Raw genomic sequence first — 22,111 nt, forward strand, 5'->3', positions numbered from 1 at the left:
AAACTCAATTTTTTTAATTGGACAATACGTATCTTTGATACCTAAAATTTAGGAATGCGAATACATTTTATTGCGATAGGCGGAAGTGCCATGCACAATTTAGCCCTGGCATTGGAACATAAAGGTTATGCTATTACTGGTAGTGATGATGTTATTTTTGAACCTTCTAAATCTAGATTGGCGGCTAAAGGATTGTTACCTGATGAATTTGGCTGGTTCCCAGAAAAAATAACAAATAATCTTGATGCAATCGTACTAGGAATGCATGCTAAAGCAGATAATCCTGAATTATTAAAAGCGCAAGAACTAGGTATAGTTATTTATTCTTACCCTGAATTTTTATACGAACAATCTAAAAACAAAACTAGGGTTGTTATTGGCGGTAGTCATGGTAAAACGACTATTACCTCTATGATTTTACATGTACTCAACTTTCATGATATTGAAGTGGATTATATGGTAGGTGCCCAATTAGATGGCTTTGACAGAATGGTTCATTTAACCGAGGACAACGATTTTATCGTATTAGAGGGCGATGAGTATTTGTCATCACCAATAGATAGAAGACCTAAATTTCATTTATATCAACCTAACATTGCTTTGCTAAGTGGTATAGCTTGGGATCATATCAATGTATTTCCCACTTTTGAGAATTACGTAGAGCAGTTTAAAATATTTGTGGATAGCATAGTAAATGGTGGTTCTATCACCTATAACATTGAAGATACCGCAGTAAAGGAAGTAGTAGAAGCATCGGAAAATGCGATTAGAAAATTACCATATACTACACCTGAATATACCGTTGAAGACGGAGAAACCTTGTTAGAAACTAATGAAGGACCAATGCCAATTGAAGTTTTTGGGAGCCATAACCTAAGCAATTTGGCAGGTGCAAAATGGATCTGTCAAAACATGGGTGTTGATGAAGATGATTTTTATGAGGCAATAGCCACTTTTAAAGGGGCATCTAAACGGTTGGAAAAAATTGCAGAAGGGAGTTCGAGTATCGCCTACAAAGATTTTGCGCACTCACCTAGTAAGGTAGCCGCAACAACAAAGGCGGTAAAAGAGCAATACCCTAATAGAAAGCTTATTGCTTGCTTAGAATTACATACCTATAGTAGTTTTAATCCTGAGTTTTTAAAGGAATATAAAGGTGCTTTAGATGCTGCCGATGAAGCGGTTATTTTCTTCTTACCTGAATCTGTAGCTATTAAAAAGTTAGAAGCGGTTACTCCAGAGCAAATTTCAGAAGCTTTTCAAAGAGACGATTTAAAAATATTTACGGACGCGGCTTCATTTCATGAGTATTTGGAAAGTCAGCCATATGATAACACCACATTGTTACTCATGAGTTCAGGAAATTATGGCGGATTCGATTTGAAAAAATTTGAAGAGTTGTTGAGTTAAGGTGGAAGTACACAGTATTAAGTGAAAAGTACTAGGTACAAAGTTGGAATAGAGAAAATAGATAATAGAGTAAAGAGTATTAAGAAAAAAGTATTAAGTCTTTTTTGAACTTGAACTTGAACTTGATTCTTGAATTTGAACTTGAGTTTTTTTGCCAACAACAAAGTTAAACTCCAAATTGCTTTAAATGATGGTCTAGGTGCTTGTATTGAACTTGCCCCCATTGTTCTTTGGTAAATGGTCCAAAAGCTGGGTGTGGGTACCATTCTTCACGGTCTCTTACGGCATAAAAATCGTTCACCAAATTTTTCAGAAGCGTATGCTCGGTTTTAAAGACCTTTTCTTCCTTGGCTTTTAATTGGGGAGCGGTAGGTAAATTTTTTCTCCACGGTTTATCATTGTACAATGATTTTTTAAAGAAAGTTTTTACGAACCAATTGCCTTTAGATGTATTGGGTTTGTTTTTAATGGCCAATTGTAATGGGTATTGACAATGCCAACACATTTGACCTACGCTCATTTTACCCCAACCTCTTTCTGAATTTTCGGTAAGTTGCTCAATTCTTTGATTGATTTCCTCGTAGGCTTCTTTTGTTAAAAGTGATTTCATGGTTTTTAATTGATGTATAAATTTAGCATAAAATAATTAGTTCTGTATCTTTAGCCAATGCAGGATAAATCGGTTTCGTTCTCCATAAAAAATTGGTCAGATGATGACAAGCCAAGGGAAAAGCTAGTAAATAAGGGTCGTTCGGTTCTGTCGGATGCTGAATTGATCGCTATTTTAATCGGTTCTGGTAGCAGGTCTGAAAGTGCTGTTGAACTTTCAAAACGTATTTTGGCATCGGTAGACAATAATTTGAATGAATTAGGGAGGTTGTCCATTAAACAGTTAATGGCATTTAAAGGTATTGGCGAAGCTAAAGCTGTAAGCATTGCCGCAGCTTTAGAGGTCGGTAGAAGAAGAAGGGGTGAAGATGCCCTTAAAATAGAGAAAATAGGGAGCAGTAAAGATGCGTACGATATTTTGCAGCCTATGTTGGGTGAATTGGAGCATGAAGAGTTTTGGATTCTTTTTCTGAATAACTCTAACAAGGTTTTACATAAGGCACAATTAAGCAAAGGTGGTATAACGGGAACCTTGGTAGATGTAAGGATCGTAATGAAACAGGCTTTAGAATTAGGAGCCGTTGCCATAATTTTGGCGCATAACCATCCTTCCGGTACCTTACGACCTAGCGGTGCAGATAAACAGATTACCCAAAAAATAAAGACGGCGAGCGAAACTTTAGATATTAAAGTATTGGATCATTTGATTATTACCCAAAAAAGTTACTATAGCTTTGCAGATGAAAATATGCTATAAATGTTATTGATCTATACACATAAAATAACTCCGCGCCTTACATATGTTATGAGGCATATCTTTGTGGGTATATTGGGTGTTGAAATAGATTTTACCACTAAGGTAGAAGACTTTATAAAACATACCGGAGCTAAAATCACATATACAAAACAACCCTTGCAGAACGAATTTTTTGTTCGTAGTAATGAATTGTTATTTGAGCAGGGTATTAATGATATTCAATTAAATATTGGGGATTGGGAAGGTACGCCTTGTTTTTTTCAGACAGGTGAGAAAAGTACGTTGCCTTTTGACATATTTGCTGCCAGCTTCTTTATGCTATCAAGGTACGAAGAGTATTTGCCCCACGTAAAGGATATTCATGGCAGGTTTTCTCCAAAAGATAGTATAGCATATCAAAACGGATTTTTGCAAAAGCCTGTAGTTGATATTTGGGCCTATAAATTGCTTGAAGCACTAAAAGAGCGTTTTGAAGATTTGGAATACAAGCACAAAACGTACGATTTTATTTCGGTAATCGATGTAGCTACTTCTCATTGTTATGCAAATCGAGGTGTTGTGCGTGGTTTGGTAGGCATGTTAATGGATTTGGGCACTTTTAAATTCAAACGGGTTTACGAACGTATTGCCGTAGGCTTAAACAAACAAAAAGATCCATATGATAATTATGGCGAGCTAATTGATTTACATAAGAAGTATAAGATAAAATGTAATTTCTTTTTTCAGTTTGCAGATTATTCCAAATACGATAAAAACGTTTCTACAAATAGTATAAAATTTAAGTCGTTAATAAAGCATGTAGCTGATTATGTGCCAGTTTCCATGGCAGCGAGTTACAGTTCTTTTTCAGATTTAGAATTGTTAAAGAAGGAAAAGGCGAACTTAGAAGAAGTCATTAAAAGACCTGTAAATAATTCTAAAATGCGCTATAATAGGGTAGATGTACCACAAACGTATCGGAATTTAATTGCTGCCGAATTTACAAATGACTATACCATGGGATATACTTTTGAACTTGGTTTTAGGGCAGGTACTTGCACTGCTTTTCAATTTTACGATATTCCCTTAGAAGTAAAGCAACCTATAAAAGTACATCCGTTTGCCATACATGATATTTCATTATCGAAAATTAAAAAAGACGCTGATGTTTTAAGGCAAGTAAAGGCTATTACCACTGAGGTTAAAAAAGTAAATGGTACGCTAATAGCTATGTTCTCAAATGAAGTTTTGGGAAATAAAGAAGATAGGGATTGGATGGCCGTTTACTCAGACATTATAAAACAGCAACATGTTTAAAAATAAGGTTACCGATGTTTTTTTTGATCTGGATCACACGTTATGGGATTTTGATAAAAACTCTGCCCATACGTTTCAAAAAATATTTATTGATCAAAAAATCAATGTTGAACTAAATGATTTTTTAAAGGTATACGTACCGGCAAACCTTAAATTCTGGAAGTTGTACCGTGAAGAGAAGATAACCAAAAAAGAATTGCGTTATCAACGGTTAAAATCTGTATTCGATGAAATGAAATATCCGGCTACAGATGATATAATTCACGTATTGTCAGAAGAATATATTAATCATTTATCTTCTTTTAATTCATTGTTTCCTAATACTATTGAAGTTTTAAACTATCTGCGACCTAATTATAAATTGCATATTATTACCAATGGTTTTCAAGAGGTACAGGAAAAGAAACTGAGAAATTCTGGAATTCATGGTTTTTTGATCAAATCATAGATTCTGAAATGGCTGGGGTCAAAAAGCCAAATCCTATCATTTTTAATTTGGCATTAAACAAGGCAGGTGCTAAACCAGAACGTTCTTTAATGATTGGTGATAGTTTAGAAGCAGATATACTAGGTGCAAAATCTTTAGGTTTTCACACTATACATTTTAATGCGCATAGAGAAAACAGCCATGATCTTGCACCAATTATTTATGATTTAGAAGAAATAAAATCGTTTTTATAGAGTTACTACTAGTACAGACAACTGTGTTATTTTAAAACATTGAAGGAACGATGAAAGGGTTACGCATTATATGTATGTTTTTGTTAGGCTTCCTAATGGTAATCTCTTGTTCTGAAAATCAAGACTTTGATCAAATAGATGATTTGGCGATTGTTCCAAGTTATGAAACCAGTATTTTTTATGTTAAGGCGCAAGAAACCTTGATCAATAGAGTAGCCGGACTCAACTTTTTTACCCAAGATTTTAATTTTGATGCATTTGAAGAGCCTTTTTTTACCGAAAGGGTAATATCTGGTGTATTGACCTATGAGCTGGAAAATACCACAAGCAAACCTATAGAGATCGTACTTGAATTCTTGGATACCAATGAAAATGTAATAGATACCGAAGTGTTTAGTATGGACCCAGCGCCCACCTCTGTTTTAAGTAGAGATGTAGCATATGGACCTACCGGTAAAAGTTTGGATATTATTAGAACAACATCAAAAATAAGACTGACAGCTGTAAATTTAGGAGATAACAGTAGCGAATCAAATATTCCCGACTCAGCTATAGAGCTTCGTTCTAGCGCGCAATTTACATTAGAATTGCAATGAGATTATCGCAATGCTTATTTATAATCAGCATGTTATTTGCTCTTGGGTTAAAATCTCAAAACAAGCAAATACTCTACGATTTTAATGAAATTCCCCAATCATTGTCTTTGAACCCAGGTGTAGAATCAGATTTTAAATGGTTTGCAGGTATACCACTATTATCTGGAGTTTATGGCAATTTTGGAACTAATGGTATTTCTGTTCATGATCTTTTTGCAGATGATGGTTTGGATATTAATGTGAAATTCAGGGAACGAGCCTTAAACGAACTATCGCCAAGAGATGAGTTTAGCTCTACGATTCAACTGGAGTATCTTACAGGAGGTTTTAGAGGTAGAAATTCAAATATGTTTTATTCATTTGGGGGCTATTTTGAATTTGATAATATTACCTATTGGCCACAAGACTATGCTTTTTTAATATTTGATGGAAATGCCGACCAATTGGGTAGACGGTATGATTTGGGTGATTTTAAAACCCGTGGTTCTTTAGTGAACGTTTTACACTTTGGCATAAATAAAAAAGTTGACCGTAACTTAACTATTGGTGCTAGAGGTAAAATTTATTCTGGTATCGTTGATTATAGTTCAACACGTAACAGTGGTTTTCTACGGAATGTAGAAGGGCAAAACAATAGAATTGCCTCCACTTTAAATGCAGATGTACTTTTGCAAACCTCTGGACTTCAAGATTTGGATGATGCCAATGATAATGATATGCTTACTAATGAAATTATAAGTAGGGCATTTTTTGGTGGAGATTTAGGTGTAGGTGCAGATGTTGGCTTTACGTACCACTTGTCTGAAAGAACTACCATTACCGGTAGCTTATTGGATGTAGGTTTTATTTATCATACCAGTGACCCAAAAAGTTATAGTCTTGATGGGAATACTACGGTTGAAGGTATTGAGATAGACATTCTAGAAAATTTTGCCAGTCTTGATAGGGATTTTTGGCAAGACTTGGTAGATGAGGTGGAAACTGCCGTACCTTTTGATTCGGATACCAAAAGCTATATTACGTTTAGGCCTACAAAGTTATATGCATCCATTAGAAATGATTTTGGTGAACCCGTAGGCAAGAGTAGTGGTATACAAAATTGTGATTGTACCGCAGGATCTTCGGGTGGGGGAGAATTAAGAACCAAATATAGAAATTCGTTTGGAGGGCAGGTTTATGTAATTAATAGACCACGGGGTCCGCAAATGGCCTTAACCGGTTTTTACACGCGTAGATTTGGAAATGGTTTGGCATTTAAAGGTACTTATACCGTAGATAAATTTAGTTATACCAATGTTGGTCTGGGAATGAACCTACAAGCCGGACCGGTTAATTTTTACATCATGGCAGATAACTTATTGTCTTATAATAATATTGCCGATTCTCACTATGCTTCGTTTCAATTTGGCTTAAATATCATTTCTTGGGGGCGTAGAAAATAGTAAATCTTCTTACCTCAATTTTAAATTTTTGGCATGCTTTTTTCATATATTACCATGAATTTAAATTTTATATCGTTTTGAAAACTGTTATTACCATACTACTTACATTTATAGGATACGCAACTTTTGCCCAAGCAAACTTGAACGATTATAAATATATCATCGTTCCAAAAAAGTTTGATGCTTTCAAGAATATGAATGAACACCAAACAAGCACATTAATAAAATATCTTTTTACAGGTAAAGGTTTTACCACGGTATATGACGATCAATTACCCGAAGATTTAAAATTTAATAGATGTTTAGGGGTAATTGCGGATTTACAAGATGATAGCACTATGTTCTCTACTAAAACAACTATAAACCTAATTGATTGCAACGATAATATTGTGTATAGTAGTATGCAAGGTATTAGTAAAGAGAAACAGTATAAAGAGGCCTATAATGAAGCTATTAGAGAGTCTATGCGTACATTCAATGGTGTTAATTATACTTACAATGGTAAAAATGATAAGAAAGATGCAGTTACCATTAGTTTTAAAAATGATGTAAAAAAGTTGGATGCTTCTAAAGCGGATAAAGTAGTGCAGGCGGAAAAGGAAATGGAAGCTGCCACACCAATAAAAAAAGAGCCAGCCGTTATCTCTAAAGAAACAGAAAAGACACAGTATTATAAAGATAATACTCCTGTGAAATCTAACATAGAAAAGGTAACAGCGGAAAAACCTGCTTTTAAAAGCTTAGAAGTAAACAAGTCTGCTATTAAGGATATTTGGTATGCGCAAGCCACCGAAACCGGGTATCAATTGGTAGATAGTTCACCAAAGGTTAGAATGAACTTGATGAAAAGTTCTGCCGATAACGTCTATATGGCCAAGACCGATACTAAAAATGGTATGGTATATCAAAAAAATGGTAACTGGATATTTGAATATTATGAAAATGATACTTTAGTTCAAGAAGAACTGAATATCAAATTTTAAAAATCATATTTTTCTTTCCACCTGTTTTTTAGAAAATCGCTAAGGGCTTTTTCCCTCGCATTGTTTCCAGGTTTATAGAAAGTAGTTCCGGTAAGTTCGTCCGGTAAAAATTCTGCATCTACAAAATTGTTTTGATAATCGTGGGCATATTTATATTCTTGTCCGTAACCAAGATCCTTCATTAATTTAGTAGGCGCATTTCTTAAAGGTAGCGGTACAGTTAAATTGCCCGTTTGCTTTACGGCTTGCTGGGCTTTCCCAATTGCCATGTAGCTGGCATTACTCTTTGCCGAGGTAGCCAAGTATATTGCACATTGACTAAGCACTATTCTGGCTTCTGGATAGCCAATAGTCGTTACCGCTTGAAAAGTGGTATTCGCCATAACAAGTGCTGTAGGGTTTGCTAAGCCAATATCTTCAGAGGCTGATATAAGCATTCTACGTGCAATGAACTTTACATCTTCTCCACCTTCGATCATTCTAGCCAACCAATAAACGGCTCCGTTTGGGTCACTACCGCGTATAGATTTGATAAATGCAGAAACAATATCGTAATGTTGTTCTCCGGTTTTATCGTACAAAACTGTGTTCTTTTGAACTTTAGATAATACTAAATCATCGGTAATGACAATTGTGTCACTTTCTTCTGAATTTACGACCAGTTCAAAAACATTCAATAGTTTTCTTCCATCACCCCCTGATATACGCAATAAAGCTTCCGTTTCTTTAAGATCTATTTTTTTTGATTTAAGCAATGAATCCTTTTCCATTGCCCTTTTGATCAGGTTTTCTAAATCGGTTTTTCCGAAGGCATTTAAAATATAGACCTGACAGCGCGAAAGTAGGGCCGGTATAACTTCAAAACTCGGATTTTCGGTGGTAGCACCGATCAAAGTGACCCATCCTTTTTCTACAGCTGCTAAGAGCGAATCTTGTTGAGACTTACTAAAACGGTGTATCTCATCTATAAATAATATGGGGTTTTTGGCCGTAAATAGACCTCCAGCTTGTTTTGCCTTATCAATAACTTCACGAATGTCTTTAACCCCACTGTTAATTGCACTAAGTACGTAAAAAGGTCTCTTACTTTCTTCTGCAATAATATTGGCCAAGGTTGTTTTTCCGGTGCCAGGTGGTCCCCATAGTATTAAAGAGGGAATAATACCCTTTTTAATCTGATGCGTAAGCGAGCCCTTTTCGCCCACCAAATGATGTTGACTTATGTACTCGTCTAATGTTTTTGGTCGTACCCGTTCTGCTAAAGGTTCATTCATAATACAAAAGTATGATAATCTTAAAAGAGATAAGAAAAGTAAGATGCCAATTGATTGTTAAGTAAGGATTAGAGTGACAATATGACCAATTTGAATAGAATGGTAGTATAATTGTAATTGATAATGTCAAAAGAAGCTCATGTCGGAAATAGGACATTTTAAGTTTTCTAATAAGGTTGTAGCTATACCTCTTTTAGCTATGATACTTATATGGGCGGTATATTGGTTAGAGCTTTCTTTAGGAATTAATTTTAATGAATTTGGCGTTATGCCAAGAACTGTTACAGGTTTACGTGGTATAATATTAAGTCCGTTTATTCATGGTTCTCTTGAGCATTTGTATAACAATACCATTCCTTTAGCAATTTTACTTTCAGCGTTGTGGTATTTTTATAGGGATGTCGCTTTAAAAGTTGTTGTTTATGGTGTTTTGTTATCTGGAATTATAACTTGGTTCATCGGTAGAACTTCGTATCATATTGGAGCAAGCGGGCTCATCTATGTTCTGGCTAGTTTCGTGTTCTTTAAGGGAGTTTTTAGCTCCTATTATAGATTGGTAGCGCTATCTTTAATAGTTGTATTTATCTACGGAAGTATGCTATGGTATATATTTCCAGTGAAAGAAGGTATGTCTTGGGAAGGTCATTTAGCTGGATTCATTGCCGGATTGGTTTTAGCGAAAATGGTGAAGGCGCGTATTCCCCAAACTAAAAAATATGAGTGGGAAAAAGACGACTATAATGAAGAAGATGATCTTTTTTTAAGACATTTTGATGAAAACGGAAACTTTAGGGAATTACCCATTGAAGAAGATTTCGAGGAAGAAGAAAGTTTTAAATACAACTACATCTTCAAGAAAAGCTCTAAAAGTGATTCAGATAGATAAATTGTAATTACAAACGTTGGCGAACCGCTTCGTATAAGAAAACGGCACATGCAACAGAAACATTCAACGATTCAATCTCACCTAATAATGGAAGTTTAGCTTTATAGTCAGAAGCTTTTAAAATAGAAGGAGTAATGCCACGATCTTCAGCACCCATAACAATTGCTATAGAATCTGTAAAAGGAACATCATAAACGGAATCATCTGTTTTTTCGGTAGCCGAAACTATTTTAATATCTGATGCCTGTAGGTAAAATACAGCATCTTTTAAGTGGTCTACTTTTGCTATTGGCACTCTATATGCGGCACCGGCACTGGTTTTTATAGTATCGGCCGTTACTGGAGCGGCACCTTTCTTTTGAACAATGATTCCGTCAACTCCGGTACATTCCGCAGTTCTAATGATTGCACCAAAATTACGTACATCTGAAAGTTGGTCCAATAATAAAAATAAAGCGGGACCTTCTTTTTCGTTCGCTTTTTCCACTAAATCTTCAAGAGTATGAAATGTAATAGGGGAGATATTGGCAACGGCACCTTGATGATTGTTTTTTGTTAACCTGTTCAGTTTTTCAATAGGCACATAGACCATATTAATTTCATTGCGACGCAATAAACCCTCCAATTCTTTCATAAGATCTCCTTTAAGACCTTTTTGTAGAAATACCTTATCTATTTCCTCATTGGAGTTAACAGCTTCTATGATGGCTCTTAAGCCATAAATTTGAGTGGTTTTTTGCATGGAGCAAAGGTAAATAAAAACCGCCCAACTATTGTTGGGCGGCTATTAATCTTAAGATTTAAATTTTTAGCTGTTTAAATAATCAAACACTTTAATTAAATCTTGCTCGTTCTTAATGTTTAAGCTGTTCTCTTTTAAAAATACTTTTACATCCTCTCTTTTAGAGGCATCAAGTAACTTTAAAAGCTTTTTATTTTTTTGTGGAATCTGATCTATTCTGTTTACACCTTCTTTTTGAAAATAATATTCGGTAAATTTTGTAAATCTACTAGGTACTGCTGCAACAAATGAGTTTTGCGCAGGTTGACCTTCAGTAAATTTAACTAGGGTTCTTTGGTAAAGGTCGTATTTACTACCTTTTTGAAGTAGGGTTAAATAACCATTGGTCGTTGTATTTTTTTCAGTTACGAAAGTTTTAAAACTTAATGGTTTTGAATTTATTAATAAACTAATCTCTTTATCCTTTACCAAAGCTTGATATGGTTCATCTTCAGAAGAGGTTTTCTTTATTTCAATTTCCTCATTTAAGGCATTGTATCGATAATAAATAGAGCCTACAACTTCATCTTCATATTTTAAAACAGTAGGGGCAAAGGTGTTTGAAGTATAAGGTGAACCTTGAAATTTATCTAAATCTATTTCTCTTCTTTTTTGATAAGCTTCATTTACGGGACCCAAAAAATTTGCAATTGCTGCACCTGCCGCTGCATTTTGACTTGCACCGCCTAAATTGGATGGTACTTGGCCAGAATATTGTGCTTGTAAAGTTGTACTAGCTATAGCGGTAATAACTAACATTAAAATTTTTCTCATGGTGTGGTTGTTTAAGAGGTATAATTTAGAAATTTTTTTTAACCTGCTTATAGTCAGTATGTTTAATTTTTTGTTAATTCGAAAGTTCGCAGTTTATCATCGTTTATGCCTGCAACTAATAAAGTCTGGTCATTAAATTTTATGGATTCTGTACTTTTTACGTTGCCTTTAATGTAAAGTCCGGTTTTTTCCATCGATGCAGGTGTATACCCATCTTTTCCATTGGATATAAGTGCTAAACCAGAAACAGCATCGAGTCTAGGGGTTTCTACCTCCGTTTCATATATATTTCCAGAGATAACACAGTCTTCAAATCCGTCATTATTCAAATCAAAAACTGATATCGCTAAAATCGGAAATAATTGTGATTCGCTAGGAAGCGTAATTTTTTCAAAGTTATTATTCCCTTTGTTCAATAGAAGAATGGAATTAAAATCGTTGACTTCGCCAGTATAGGATTCTTTTAATTTATCACCATAAATATCCTCCATAGTTGCCTGGGCAAAATCATTATAGGTAGAAAATTTCTCTTTAATAAACGGCATTTGTTGAGATGAGCATTCTCTACCTCTTACGGGTACATAGGTTTCATGATATTTCTTACTTAACACCACATCGTTAATACCATTATCATCAAAATCGTTGGCGTATATTTTAAAAGGTTTTTCTTCGCTAGCGGTAAATTTTATATTTCTACCGACATTGCCAACAATGTAATCTTTATTTCCATCATTATTAATATCGGTCTCTTTCACCTTAAACCACCAGCCTTTAGTGTTAAGTACATTGCCTTCGACAGGTAGACGTTGGAATTTGCCATTTTTGTTTTCGAACATTCCAATTGGTGTCCATTCACCTACAGCTATAAAGTCTTGCCACCCATCATTATTAAAATCTGTTGTGATAATACTATTGATCAAACCAAAATTTTCCAATTCTGGTACAATGGTATTTGTAACATTTTTCAAAACACCGTTATCATTTTCATATAGTATGGATGCACTAAACTTCGGATAGTTATGAGGTATAATTCTATTACCTACTAATACATCGTTATCACCATCTTTGTCGAAATCTATTATTGTGACAGATTTACCACTTTTTGGAAAGGATTGTAAAATAGGAGTGTCTAATTTTTCAAAATTTCCCTTACCGTCATTTATGTACAATCTATCGGCATAATATGAAGAGCTTTCTCCATATTCATTTCCCCCGCTAACCACATATAGATCTAAATCATTATCATTGTCAAAATCAAAAAATACAGATTCAGCATCCTCTTTTTCTTTATCCAATTCAAAAGATTTTTGTGTGTTCTTAATAAATCCATTTGCAGTCTGAAGGAATAAAGCACCTGCTTGTCTTGAACCTCCGCCAACATACATGTCTTCTTTACCATCGCCATTTACATCGCCTTTAGCTAAAAATGGACCAGTGTTAGACTGTTTGTAAGGTAGTAGGATTTCTTGCTCAAAATCATCATAAGTTGTTTCTTGATGACGGTAATTTAAGCTAAGGTCTTTTGTGTTTTTTAAATTAAAAAAGGGAGTGCTTACCAATGTTGATTTTAATATCGTATCAACAGACTCTTCTTCTAAGAATTTTAATGAAGAGTTAGCCTCAACGTTTAATTTGTATGACACTTTTCCACTAAGCCATTCCACTTTTACTGTGTCAATAATTTTTGAACTGCCTATACCAAAGTGGGCGGAATTTTCTTGAGAAGACATGTAGCCTCTTATTCTTTTTATTTCTTGGTGCTGTGTTTTATTATTATAGGAAATTGTGATTTTGGCAAAAGATTCTGGTGTATTATCTAGGGTTGTAACTTTTAGAAAATTACCAAGGTTGTTGTCTACAGTTGTATTCTTATATAATAAAGCTTTTTGATCGATATTGTTAATGACCAAATCCAAGTCACCATCATTGTCAAAATCGCCTTGTGCCGCTCCATTGCTAAAAGTTAGTTCATTAAGCCCCCAGTCATTACTGATTTCTTGAAACTTTAAATCTCCTTTATTTCTATACATTAAGTTGCTTAGACTTTCAGAAGGCATTTCATTATAAAGTTGTTGTTTTAAATTGCTTGGTATATTGCCTTTATATTTAATTTTTGCATTATAAACTTTGTTCTGGAAATCATTGTCTAGGGCGTATTTGCGATATCCATTAGTAATAAACACATCTTTTTCTCCGTCATTATTATAGTCGGACATTAAGACAGACCAGCTCCAATCTGAGCTTGCCATTCCCGTAAGTTGTGCTATGTTTGAGAAATGATCGTTTCCTTGATTCAACTGTAGGGAGTTGAACATATATTGATATTGAAAGCCGGCTGTATTTGTTAAGAAGTTAAATCTTTCTACACTCATAGATGCCATAAGGGTTTTTGCTCTAAAATGGTCATTTGATGCCATATCCAGTACAAATATATCTTGCAAGTTATCGTTGTTGATATCGGCAATATCCAAGCCCATACCATAAAATGAAATTTGTTGTGTTAATTCGTTAACGGAGTTGATAAATTGCCCCTTCTGATTGTTAATGTATAGAGCATCTGGTAAATAATAGTCGCTGGACATATAAATATCTAGGTATCCATCAGAATTTATATCGGATACACAAAGACCTAAACCAAATATGGGGTTTTCTAAACCTACTTCTTTAGTGACGTCTATGTATTTTCCGTCTACATTTTTATAAAAATGACTACTGTTGAAGTATTTTGATTCGTTGGAAGTATTTACGGTTTTTAATAGGGAAATAGGATCTAGACCATAAAGTTCATTTTCATTCATAACTATGCAATCTAAATCACCATCTTTATCATAATCGAAAAATGCAGTTTGTGTAGAAATTCCTGGATCGTTTAAACCATACTCTGTGGCACTTTCTGTAAATGTTAAGTCTTGGTTATTAATATATAAGAGGTTGTTTCTATTACTTCTATTGTTAGGGCCGCCCTGTGATACATATATATCTTGCCACCCATCATTGTTAATGTCTACGAAAGTAACACCGTTGCACCATTTTTTATTAATGTTGATACCGGCGGTAGAGGAGATGTCTTCAAACTTAAAATTCCCATTATTTAGATATAATTTATTGTCAACTTGATTGCCGGAAAAGAAAATATCTAATAAACCGTCATTATTAATATCTTCCACGCCTACGCCAGCCCCATTGTAGAAATAATCAAAATTAAAAACGTTTTCATAAGTTTCAACATTCTCAATTAAGTTATTGCTAAAGTCTATAGCACTATGTTCACTGGTGATTTTTTCAAAAATTTTTGTTGTTTCTTTTTTATTTACAGCAATTTCTTTTGAGTTGCTATTTGTTTGTTCAGAGCACGAGTGCATTATTGGGAGTAATGACAAAATTAGAATTTTCGTCATTTTCTTTATTCTATTGAACTCTAATACAAATTTCATAAGGGGAAGTTATATGTTGTTGTAAACAAAATAGCTGCCTTAATTTTTAAATAAGGCAGCTATATTAATGAATGAAATATTATTTAAGACTACCCTCCACAGATATTCAATGTTTGAACACCTACAGCTGGCGTTGGACCGTCAGAAAGAGCTAATTCTCCAGTTGGCGCAATAATTTCATAAGTAATTTCACCATCCCAGTCACCTGAAGAAAATGCTAAAGTAAATTCAGCTGTTCCCTCTGGTACTGTAAATGTTTGAGAACCGGCAGCACCACTATCAAGAGTGTAAGATGTTTCAACACCATCAATAACAACATCAATAGAAGCTCCGTTCCATCCATCACCATAACTATCTTCCATTTCAATAGTGTACTCACCTGCAACTGGTGCTGGAGGAATACATTTTATGATAGGAGCATAGAAATAAGGTGCATTAAAGAAAGAACCTGTAATTGTACCTGTACTATCATCATTGGTAAAGGTTCTTCCGTCAGTTAAAGTTAAAATTAAACGGAATTGAATAGCGTCTCCACCGTCAAAATCACCTTCAACTAAACCTAGTTGAGAAAGTGCGTTGGCTAAAGTGGTTTCATAACTAGCTCTAGGTAAACCAAATTCACCATCTGTAAAATCTGCAGGTAAGAAAGTTTCAATTAGAATTTCGTCTACAGTGGAATCACCATTAGCTTCAGTATTATCTTCAAAGCTAATATATAGATCTACTTTCTCCAAAAGATCACCATCTTCGTAATCTTGCTCTTCAAATGTAAACCCATAGGTAGTTGAAGTATCAAAACGATCAAAAATACCGTCTGCTTCAATTGTTCTAAGAACTGCACCTCTAGTTGTTTCGTCAAAAACAGTGTCAATAACTTTGTCACCATCATCACATGATGATATTAGTAGCGTAGAAACACCTAGAATAGCGCCTAATATTTTATTGTTTATTTTCATTTTCTTATTTTTTAGTTAGCAGATGGGAATGCTGGTCCGGCTGGATTTGTATCCCAAAATACTTGAGTTGATAAATCTGATTTCTGCGATACATTTGAGTTTGTAATAACCTCTGTCTGAGGATACAAAAATGATCTTGGGAAAGCACCTGGATTTAACTCCCAGTTTGGAGCCAATGTAGTAGGGAAGCCAGTTCTTCTATAATAGTTATATGCTTCAACACCACCACCGTAAAGTGCTATCCAGTATTGTTCAGATAAAATATTCATTTGATCATCTCCTGTTGCCGCTAGGTAATCAGCAACCGTATCTTCAATGTAAGTAGTAACTTCATCATCAGAAGGGGCTACAGATAAATCTGCACCAGAATCCAATGATCCAAAACTTTGAACTTTAGCTATAGACTTGGTCATTGCAGACTCTAAGAAAGTTGCTTTTTCAGCTGCAGATGAAGCCATTTCAGCTTGCCAGAAATCAACATAAGATGCTAAGATAATCGGCTCTATACCGCCACCTCCGCCACCAAGGCCAAGACCTACAACATCAAAGCTGCTATCGTCAAAACGACCTCCTGCAGGGTAAACACCTACAGCCGTTCTTTGGAAACCATCTGGAGGGGTACCTTCATTGTTACCATGAGATCTGCCCCAGTATCCGTTAGGTACGGAACAATAGATGAAGCCGTCATAATGTGCCGGTGCTGTAGCTAATGAACAAGCTAATAGCTCTTCATTGGCTGGTTCACCCGCTGCACCTGGAGTAGCGCTTTCTTGACGATAGAAATAATATCTAATCCTAGGATCGTTTTTCACCATCATGTTGTTCATCAACCAGTTATTTTGGTAAATGTTTGCACCACTAGTGGTGTAATCATCTTGATAATCTGGGTGACGTGTATCTGGTTGTAATTCTCTAGTTCCATATTGCCATTGAAAATCATCTGCAGAATCAGCAATATATTCACCTCCAGCAATTATAGAATTAAATGTACTTGTGTCACCGGTAGTAACAGCAGCTTTTAATCTAATAGTGTTAATTAATTTAATCCAATTTTCAGTGTCACCACCGTAAAAGAAATCTTCTCCACCTTGGGTTGAAGGGTCAGCTGCAAATAATGCTTCTGCTTCGCTTAAAAGAGCTAACGCTCCGGTATAAACATCTTGACCATCATCTAACATAGGAGCTGGAAAATCTACTGGATTACCTGCTTCGCTCAATGTCGCTTTTCCAAGATAATCAACTAACAATAAAAGCATGTGAGCTTTTAATGTTTGACCTACGGCAATATGGAAAGAGTAATCAATATCACTTTCAGCATCTATAGTTTGCAAGTTGTCAACATTAGGGAAAATACCTAGGTCAACAGCAGTGCTAAAAACATCACCATTTCCATCTGTACTACTGTACAAACGTTCCCAGATGTCATCAAAAGTATCACCAGGGTATGTGTTAAAGTAGTTACGACCAAGCATGTAATCAATTCTAGTTAATTCAGAACCAATATCATTTATTGTATACATGTTAGCAACATACGCTAATTGAATTGAATTCAATAATAGGTTAGGATCTGCTTGATCAGCAGCAAGATCATTAGGGCTAGTCCTAAGATCTAGATCTGTTGTTTCACAAGAGTTGAATAACACTCCAGCTGCAAAAACAACGGTTATATATTTAATTATTTTTTTCATAATATTTCTATTAATTAAGATTAGCAATTTTTAAAAGGTTGCTTTAATACTAACTCCATATCTTCTAGAACTTGGACCGTTGATAAAGTCAAAACCTTGAGAGTTACCAACACCAGCACCTTGAATGTTTGGATCGAAGTTAGCTCCATCTGGTGTGTTGTAAGCATCATACCAAAGGTTAAATCCTTGGGCAGTGATTGTCAATGAACCGAAAGGAGTTCTTTCTAATGCTTTTGCAGGGAAAGTGTATCCTAAAGAAAGTTCTTGTAAACGTACTACAGAAGCATCATAAACTTTTAATTCTGTTGGTCCGAATAAGATGTTGTTGAAGTAGTAAGTAGAGTTATTGATCTGCTTATTGTTTACTTCTCCAGTGCTCTGAGATACACCAGGTAAAATATAAGTGTTCTCTCTATCTAAAGTTTCAGTAATTAAACCTCTACCTAATAATGTACCAATAGTGTTAGAAACTATGTCACCACCTTTGGTATGACTAATTTGAAAACCTAAATTCCAATTCTTGTAAGAAAGAGAGTTTATGATGTTCATAATATAATCAGGGTTTGGGTTACCGATGATTGGAACATTACCATTAGCATCTACCTCTGTAGTTACATAATCACCACCATCATCAATTAAGAAGTTGCCATCCGCATCTCTTGCAATTGCATCACCTACAATAACACCTAACTGCTCACCTTTAATTGCGGCGTTACCACCTACTGATAAAGTTGAACTACCAGCATAGATAATGATATCTTGCTCTTGCTCAGTTACTATAAATTTGTTTTTAGTGAAGTTAGCTCTTGTGTTCCAGTTGAAGTTGTCACCTCTTACCCAGTCAACACCTAAATCTATTTCAATACCATCACCTTCTATTTTACCTACGTTACTTTGTGTGAAAGTAAAACCGGTTGAAGGAGAAAGAGGCTCTCTAACGATCAAGTCTTTTGTAGTTCTGTCAAAATATGTGAAATCTAAAGAAACTCTATTGTTAAAGAATTTAGATTCAAATCCTACTTCAAATTCGGATAATAGCTCAGGTTTTAAGTCAGGATTAGCTTTAAAAGCAGCAACCTGGTTGGTTGTAACTTCACCGCCTTCACCATATACTTGCGTATTTTGCTCGACAACACTAACAGTTGGATAAGCAGTTGGGAAAGTCGCAGACTGTCCTAAACCAGCTCTTAATTTCAAGAAGTTAAGACCTTTTTCAGATTTAATACCAGGCCAAGCAGCAGTAGGCAAGAAAGATGCACTAGCACTTGGATATGTTTGACTGTTGTTTTCTGTAGTTAAGTTAGAAACCCAGTCAGTTCTAGTAGATGCTGTAAGGAATAACATGTTGTCGTAGTCCAAAGTAACCTGTCCTAATAAACCAGCAATATTTCTTTTTTCAGAATATTGAATAGGGGATTGGTTAGAGTAGTTAAAATGTCTCTGTATGTCAAATACAATTTGACCAGTACTAGCAACACCCTGCTGATCAAAAGTTGTAGATCTTGTTGTAGCACCTGCGTTGAATGACAAACCTAATTTTTCAGATAAATCATAATTACCATTAAGGGCTAAATAGTGGTCCCAAATCGTATTATTGTTATCATAGGTATTCAAGAAACCAAATATTGCACTTGTAAATGCAACACCACCCTTATTAGAGTATTGTTCATTTCTTTCGTTATAATAATCTAAACCTGCTCTATAGGTCATGTTTAGGTTATCATTGATGTCATATTGTACAGAAGCATTCCAGAAAACACGTGTTGTTAACTGAGAGTATTTTACGTTATTTTCAGTCCAACGTGGGTTAATGATATCGTTACCATTTCTATAGTATACACTAGAACCATCAATTGGGTTTTGGTAAGGTAATCCTAATAAATCTACACTTCGTGGTGTAAAATATATATTACCAAAAATTGATAGACCAGTTGTACCGTTACCTTCACTTGCCGCAATTGGAGGTGAACTATAGTCAGTTCTAGAGTAGTTCATAGCACCAGAAACAGTAAACCTGTTTGATAGTTTAGATCTACCTCCCAAAGAAATGTTGGCTCTTGTTAAACCGTTACCTGGAACGAAAGATTCATCGTCTAAATAACCAAAGTTAGCGTTGAAAGTTGTATTTCCATCTTCAGAAGCACCATTAATGTTAACAGAGGTAGAACTTACTGAACCTGGCTTAAAGTAATCTTCAACAGAATCGTAAGGTTTCCAATCATATCTTGTTCCTTGTAATTCAGGAAATGCTTCTCTAGTAGCAGCAACTGCTGTACTACTATATGGGTGCTCTAAAGTTCCATTTTCATCAATTGCAGATTGTCTTCCCCAACCTGAAAGGCCGCTTTCTTCAAAACTTGGTCCCCAATTACTAAAGAACCAACCAAATGCTTGATCAAAACCATTACCGTATTCATCTTGGTAATCGGGTAATGAAGCAAATTCGTTAACAAAGTAAGATTGGTTAACTGTAATTTCAGTTTTCTTCTTACCACCAACAGCGGAACCTGCTTTAGTAGTAATTAGAATTACACCATTTTTACCTTGAGAACCATAAAGTGTTGCAGCTGCAAGACCTTTTAAAACTTCGATTTTAGCAATGTTGTTTGGATCTAAATCTAAAAATCTTGAAGAACCAGTGTTACCGGTTAAAAAGTTAGAACCACCACCATTTGTATCCTGTGCGTTAGTATCACTACTAAAAGGTACACCATCAACAACAAAAAGAGCTTGGTTACTTCCACTAAAGGAACTTAAACCCCTTACTACAACATTCGTCGCAGAACCAGACATACCACCTGCAGCGGTAATCTGTACACCAGACGCTTTTCCCGAAAGTACACGGGCAACATCACCTTCAGAACGAGACTCCAAATCTTCTTCGTCTACAGATGATACTGCAAAACCTAAAGCTTTTTTCTCACGTTTAATACCTTGAGCGGTTACAACCACTTCTTCCAGTGCTTGTGCATCTTCTTCCATTTGCACATTTACTGTACTACCGGCACCAACCGATTGTCTCACGGCTTTCTGACCGATGTAAGTAAATAATAATGTTTCGCCTTGTGAGGCCATAATGGAATAGTTACCATCAAAATCTGTTTGAGTACCAGTAGTGGTACCTTCAACTACGATGTTAACCCCGGGCAAAGGAAGCCCTCCCTGATCAGTAACCGTACCGGAAACTGTTTTTTGCTGTGCAAAAGAAATATGCACAACTAACGCCAATAGTAGCGTTAACAATCCATTTAGTTTTGTTCTCATTTTTAAATTATTTGAATTAGCTAGCGACAAACTTCATAATAATGTGTTAATAATGCAAGATAATTTTAATAAAACTTTAAGAACTTGTTATAAAATTCGGAGTTACATATTAAACACGATCCATATTTAAAGTTATATAATTCAACACGGTTTTTTTTATCATATTCATAATTCTGCAGAAAAAGTCCAAAAAACCTGCGTTTAATTTAAAGTGAAAATTGTATGGGAATTTACGTGGAGTTTTAAATAAATTAAGGTTGTTTTAACAGTGTATTTTGTGAGTAAATTTGTTGGGATTAAAAAAAAATAAAAATAAATTCATAATGATTTGAATTTTACCGAAATATGACTACATTTGCCGACCCTTAAAGTAGGGGTAATTTTTATATATTATTATAGTATGCCAACAATATCACAATTAGTACGAATAGGAAGAGAGACGATTACTAAGAAGAGTAAATCGGCTGCTTTGGATTCGTGTCCTCAAAGAAGGGGTGTTTGTACACGTGTTTATACTACCACGCCAAAGAAACCAAATTCAGCTATGAGAAAAGTAGCAAGGGTTAGGTTGACAAATGGTAAGGAAGTGAATGCTTACATACCTGGTGAGGGTCACAATTTGCAAGAGCACTCGATAGTATTAGTAAGAGGCGGAAGAGTTAAAGATTTACCAGGAGTTAGGTATCATATTGTACGTGGTGCATTGGACACAGCAGGTGTGGCCGGTAGAACACAACGTAGATCAAAATATGGTGCAAAGCGTCCAAAGAAGTAATTAAACTTGTTTAAAACGAAGTAATGAGAAAAAGACAGGCAAAGAAAAGACCACTTTTACCAGATCCAAGATTTAATGATCAATTGGTGACGCGTTTCGTCAATATGATGATGTGGGATGGTAAAAAATCAGTTGCTTTTGGTGTTTTTTACGATGCAATAGATATCGTAGATGCTAAAAAGACCGACGATGAAAAAACAGCTTTAGAGCTTTGGAAGGATGCATTAAGTAATGTTATGCCTCACGTTGAAGTTAGAAGTAGAAGAGTTGGTGGTGCAACATTTCAGATTCCAATGCAAATTAGACCAGACCGTAAAATATCAACAGCTATGAAGTGGTTGATCAGTTATGCTAGAAAGCGTAATGAAAAAGGTATGGCTCAAAAGTTGGCTGGAGAAATCTTAGCGGCTGCCAAAGAAGAAGGTGCAGCTGTTAAGAAAAGAGTCGATACGCACAAGATGGCTGAGGCAAACAAAGCATTTTCGCACTTTAGATTCTAAATAGA

17 protein-coding genes and 1 pseudogene are annotated in these 22,111 nt (G+C 35.2%); 10 read left to right on the plus strand and 8 right to left on the minus strand.

The features are described from left to right. Positions 1–54 precede the first annotated feature (54 nt). On the plus strand, positions 55–1,410 hold the full coding sequence (locus DCS95_RS08695) for a UDP-N-acetylmuramate--L-alanine ligase (protein ID WP_116770413.1): 1,356 nt from the start codon (positions 55–57) through the stop codon (positions 1,408–1,410). A gap of 166 nt (positions 1,411–1,576) precedes the next feature. Here DCS95_RS08695 and DCS95_RS08700 read toward each other — a convergent pair whose 3' ends face one another. Next, positions 1,577–2,020: a DUF1569 domain-containing protein gene (locus DCS95_RS08700; protein ID WP_116770414.1), complete on the minus strand. Its 444-nt coding sequence runs from the start codon at positions 2,018–2,020 to the stop codon at positions 1,577–1,579. 57 nt (positions 2,021–2,077) lie between these two features. Here DCS95_RS08700 and radC point away from each other — a divergent pair, with 57 nt between their 5' ends. The 6 genes and pseudogenes from radC to DCS95_RS08730 all read left to right on the plus strand — a co-directional run bounded on the left by radC (position 2,078) and on the right by DCS95_RS08730 (position 7,774). After that, on the plus strand, positions 2,078–2,776 hold the full coding sequence (gene radC, locus DCS95_RS08705) for a RadC family protein (RefSeq protein ID WP_116770415.1): 699 nt from the start codon (positions 2,078–2,080) through the stop codon (positions 2,774–2,776). Next, positions 2,777–4,072 (plus strand): polysaccharide deacetylase family protein, encoded by a 1,296-nt coding sequence (locus DCS95_RS08710; RefSeq protein WP_116770416.1) that lies wholly within the window; start codon positions 2,777–2,779, stop codon positions 4,070–4,072. Next, a pseudogene (locus DCS95_RS08715) lies at positions 4,065–4,753 on the plus strand (YjjG family noncanonical pyrimidine nucleotidase). The gene DCS95_RS08710 and the pseudogene DCS95_RS08715 overlap by 8 nt, the downstream one beginning before the upstream one ends. A gap of 50 nt (positions 4,754–4,803) precedes the next feature. Further along, entirely contained in the window at positions 4,804–5,349 is a 546-nt protein-coding gene (locus tag DCS95_RS08720; RefSeq protein ID WP_116770417.1) for a hypothetical protein, read from the plus strand. After that, positions 5,346–6,791 carry a DUF5723 family protein gene (locus DCS95_RS08725; RefSeq protein WP_116770418.1) on the plus strand — a complete coding sequence of 482 codons (1,446 nt, stop codon included), beginning with the start codon at positions 5,346–5,348 and terminating at the stop codon, positions 6,789–6,791. Before DCS95_RS08720 ends, DCS95_RS08725 begins: the two co-directional genes overlap by 4 nt. 77 nt (positions 6,792–6,868) lie before the next feature. After that, entirely contained in the window at positions 6,869–7,774 is a 906-nt protein-coding gene (locus DCS95_RS08730; RefSeq protein WP_116770419.1) for a hypothetical protein, read from the plus strand. Here DCS95_RS08730 and DCS95_RS08735 read toward each other — a convergent pair. After that, a complete protein-coding gene (locus tag DCS95_RS08735; protein ID WP_116770420.1) occupies positions 7,771–9,048 on the minus strand; it encodes a replication-associated recombination protein A in 1,278 nt (425 codons plus the stop codon). The two genes, DCS95_RS08730 and DCS95_RS08735, sit on opposite strands and share 4 nt — an antisense overlap. Before the next feature lie 139 nt (positions 9,049–9,187). On the opposite strand from DCS95_RS08735, the gene DCS95_RS08740 reads away from it, so the two are divergent. Continuing rightward, positions 9,188–9,934 carry a rhomboid family intramembrane serine protease gene (locus tag DCS95_RS08740; protein ID WP_116770421.1) on the plus strand — a complete coding sequence of 249 codons (747 nt, stop codon included), beginning with the start codon at positions 9,188–9,190 and terminating at the stop codon, positions 9,932–9,934. Between the two features lie 7 nt (positions 9,935–9,941). On the opposite strand, the gene rlmB is transcribed toward DCS95_RS08740, so the two are convergent. The 6 genes from rlmB to DCS95_RS08770 all read right to left on the minus strand — a co-directional run bounded on the left by rlmB (position 9,942) and on the right by DCS95_RS08770 (position 20,831). After that, positions 9,942–10,676: a 23S rRNA (guanosine(2251)-2'-O)-methyltransferase RlmB gene (rlmB, locus tag DCS95_RS08745; protein ID WP_116770422.1), complete on the minus strand. Its 735-nt coding sequence runs from the start codon at positions 10,674–10,676 to the stop codon at positions 9,942–9,944. Positions 10,677–10,742: 66 nt separating this feature from the next. After that, a complete protein-coding gene (locus tag DCS95_RS08750) occupies positions 10,743–11,489 on the minus strand; it encodes a hypothetical protein (RefSeq protein WP_116770423.1) in 747 nt (248 codons plus the stop codon). Positions 11,490–11,551: 62 nt separating this feature from the next. Beyond that, positions 11,552–14,923 carry a VCBS repeat-containing protein gene (locus DCS95_RS08755; RefSeq protein WP_116770424.1) on the minus strand — a complete coding sequence of 1,124 codons (3,372 nt, stop codon included), beginning with the start codon at positions 14,921–14,923 and terminating at the stop codon, positions 11,552–11,554. Between the two features lie 89 nt (positions 14,924–15,012). Further along, positions 15,013–15,879: a hypothetical protein gene (locus tag DCS95_RS08760; protein WP_071341358.1), complete on the minus strand. Its 867-nt coding sequence runs from the start codon at positions 15,877–15,879 to the stop codon at positions 15,013–15,015. A gap of 11 nt (positions 15,880–15,890) precedes the next feature. After that, entirely contained in the window at positions 15,891–17,567 is a 1,677-nt protein-coding gene (locus tag DCS95_RS08765; RefSeq protein ID WP_116770425.1) for a SusD/RagB family nutrient-binding outer membrane lipoprotein, read from the minus strand. A gap of 30 nt (positions 17,568–17,597) precedes the next feature. Next, entirely contained in the window at positions 17,598–20,831 is a 3,234-nt protein-coding gene (locus tag DCS95_RS08770) for a SusC/RagA family TonB-linked outer membrane protein (RefSeq protein WP_116770426.1), read from the minus strand. Positions 20,832–21,231: 400 nt separating this feature from the next. Here DCS95_RS08770 and rpsL point away from each other — a divergent pair, with 400 nt between their 5' ends. Continuing rightward, positions 21,232–21,606: a 30S ribosomal protein S12 gene (gene rpsL, locus DCS95_RS08775; RefSeq protein WP_036152127.1), complete on the plus strand. Its 375-nt coding sequence runs from the start codon at positions 21,232–21,234 to the stop codon at positions 21,604–21,606. 23 nt (positions 21,607–21,629) lie between these two features. Next, positions 21,630–22,106, plus strand: a complete 477-nt coding sequence (gene rpsG / locus DCS95_RS08780) for a 30S ribosomal protein S7 (protein ID WP_116770427.1) — start codon at positions 21,630–21,632, stop codon at positions 22,104–22,106. Positions 22,107–22,111: the final 5 nt, after the last annotated feature.

The sequence above is a fragment of the Maribacter litoralis genome (assembly GCF_003075045.1).
Lineage (GTDB): Bacteria > Bacteroidota > Bacteroidia > Flavobacteriales > Flavobacteriaceae > Maribacter > Maribacter litoralis.

Coding starts and splice junctions, on each gene's coding strand:
- rpsG (WP_116770427.1), top strand. CDS start 21,630: ATGAGAAAAAGACAGGCAAAGAAAAGACCACTTTTACCAGATCCAAGA.
- DCS95_RS08765 (WP_116770425.1), bottom strand. CDS start 17,567: ATGAAAAAAATAATTAAATATATAACCGTTGTTTTTGCAGCTGGAGTG.
- DCS95_RS08740 (WP_116770421.1), top strand. CDS start 9,188: ATGTCGGAAATAGGACATTTTAAGTTTTCTAATAAGGTTGTAGCTATA.
- DCS95_RS08755 (WP_116770424.1), bottom strand. CDS start 14,923: ATGAAATTTGTATTAGAGTTCAATAGAATAAAGAAAATGACGAAAATT.
- DCS95_RS08700 (WP_116770414.1), bottom strand. CDS start 2,020: ATGAAATCACTTTTAACAAAAGAAGCCTACGAGGAAATCAATCAAAGA.
- rlmB (WP_116770422.1), bottom strand. CDS start 10,676: ATGCAAAAAACCACTCAAATTTATGGCTTAAGAGCCATCATAGAAGCT.
- rpsL (WP_036152127.1), top strand. CDS start 21,232: ATGCCAACAATATCACAATTAGTACGAATAGGAAGAGAGACGATTACT.
- DCS95_RS08720 (WP_116770417.1), top strand. CDS start 4,804: ATGAAAGGGTTACGCATTATATGTATGTTTTTGTTAGGCTTCCTAATG.
- DCS95_RS08695 (WP_116770413.1), top strand. CDS start 55: ATGCGAATACATTTTATTGCGATAGGCGGAAGTGCCATGCACAATTTA.
- DCS95_RS08710 (WP_116770416.1), top strand. CDS start 2,777: ATGTTATTGATCTATACACATAAAATAACTCCGCGCCTTACATATGTT.
- DCS95_RS08750 (WP_116770423.1), bottom strand. CDS start 11,489: ATGAGAAAAATTTTAATGTTAGTTATTACCGCTATAGCTAGTACAACT.
- DCS95_RS08735 (WP_116770420.1), bottom strand. CDS start 9,048: ATGAATGAACCTTTAGCAGAACGGGTACGACCAAAAACATTAGACGAG.
- radC (WP_116770415.1), top strand. CDS start 2,078: ATGCAGGATAAATCGGTTTCGTTCTCCATAAAAAATTGGTCAGATGAT.
- DCS95_RS08725 (WP_116770418.1), top strand. CDS start 5,346: ATGAGATTATCGCAATGCTTATTTATAATCAGCATGTTATTTGCTCTT.
- DCS95_RS08760 (WP_071341358.1), bottom strand. CDS start 15,879: ATGAAAATAAACAATAAAATATTAGGCGCTATTCTAGGTGTTTCTACG.
- DCS95_RS08770 (WP_116770426.1), bottom strand. CDS start 20,831: ATGAGAACAAAACTAAATGGATTGTTAACGCTACTATTGGCGTTAGTT.